General features: G+C 59.5%; 1 protein-coding gene. It reads right to left on the bottom strand.

Annotated features, from left to right (window positions below; all coding sequences use genetic code 11):
- The coding region (locus tag NYR58_RS20385) for a sulfatase (RefSeq protein WP_261522947.1) at positions 1-1,222 on the bottom strand (1,222 nt) is incomplete at both ends.

The following is a 1,222-nucleotide window of genomic DNA, read 5'->3' as shown; positions in this document are numbered from 1 at the left end:
CGCTCGCATTGTGATAGGTTGCGGACTCGAAGGCTCCGAACTTCGTTCCGTCCAATCCCGGGGGGCGTCGGGCCTCGTTGAGAGCGTCGTAGCGAAGCAGCTTCTGCCCCTTGGTAAAATCGAACGGTCCGGCAAGCGAGGCCGTCCTGAGCTCGTTGTGATTGAAGAAGCCGGTCATGTGGGTCGGCATCAGCGTGTACTCGCCCAACTGCTCGTCGAACAGGTCCTGGGGATAACGGAAATAGCTGTATTCGCCATCCGTTGCGCCGATCGGCCCGCCGAACATGCCGAAAATGACCGCTTCCGGCCCCTGCCCTCCATCCAAGATTGGCAACAATGAACGGCCAGTCACTTCCGGCGGGCACGGCTTGCCGAAGATGTCGAGCATTGTCGGCATCAAGTCCGTTGTCTGCGTGAGCTCGCCGACCCGAGTGCCCGCCCGACTGGCGAAGTGCGGGTGATGGACGATCAGCGGGAGATGCGAAATCTCCTCGTAGTAGGGTGTCAGGTTCTTGCCCCACCAATCGTGCTCGCTGAGCAGGAAACCGTGGTCGGTGGTCAGGATCAGGCAGGTGTCCGACCACAGGTCATGCCCGTCGAAGTAGTCCAGAAGCTTGCCGAAATACGCATCGCACATCGCCACCAAGGCGGCATAGTTGGCACGGATCTCGGCAATCTCCAGTTCACTCTCGCGAACTGGCGCGTATTTCGGCCAGTCGAGGATCGGCCCGTTGTAGGATGTCCGGTAGGCGTCCTTGTACCTGTCCGGCGCATGAAACGGCTCGTGCGGATCGAAGCACTCCAGATGAAGCATCCAGTTGTCGGCGCCCCGGTTGTCGTCGAGGAATCTGAACGCCCGCTGGAAGCACTGAGGTCCTGGATACTCCTCCTCCAACCTGATCTTTTCCCGGTTGATCTGATGCTGCCGACGCTTCGGTTCGGTCGGGACGTTGTAGTGCCGGTCAGAATACATCTCTTTGAAGCGCTCGATCGGCGGTTCCACCAGTGCAATCCAGGGATCGTATTCCTGCCCGCGAACAAATTCCCAGGTGCTGTAGCGGCTGTGATAGGTCGCGCCGCCATCCTCGAAATAATGGAAGTGGTCGGAGATGAGATGGGTATAAACACCGGCCGACTTCAGTATCTCCGGCATCGAATTGTCGAACGGCTCCAACGGCCCCCACGACCGGTGCATGAAGTTCAGGCGGCCGGTGTGGATGTC

The sequence above is a fragment of the Chelativorans intermedius genome (assembly GCF_025398255.1).
GTDB classification, from domain to species: domain Bacteria; phylum Pseudomonadota; class Alphaproteobacteria; order Rhizobiales; family Rhizobiaceae; genus Chelativorans; species Chelativorans intermedius.
Note: the sequence above shows the minus strand (reverse complement) of the source record. Positions and strands in the feature narration are given on the sequence as shown.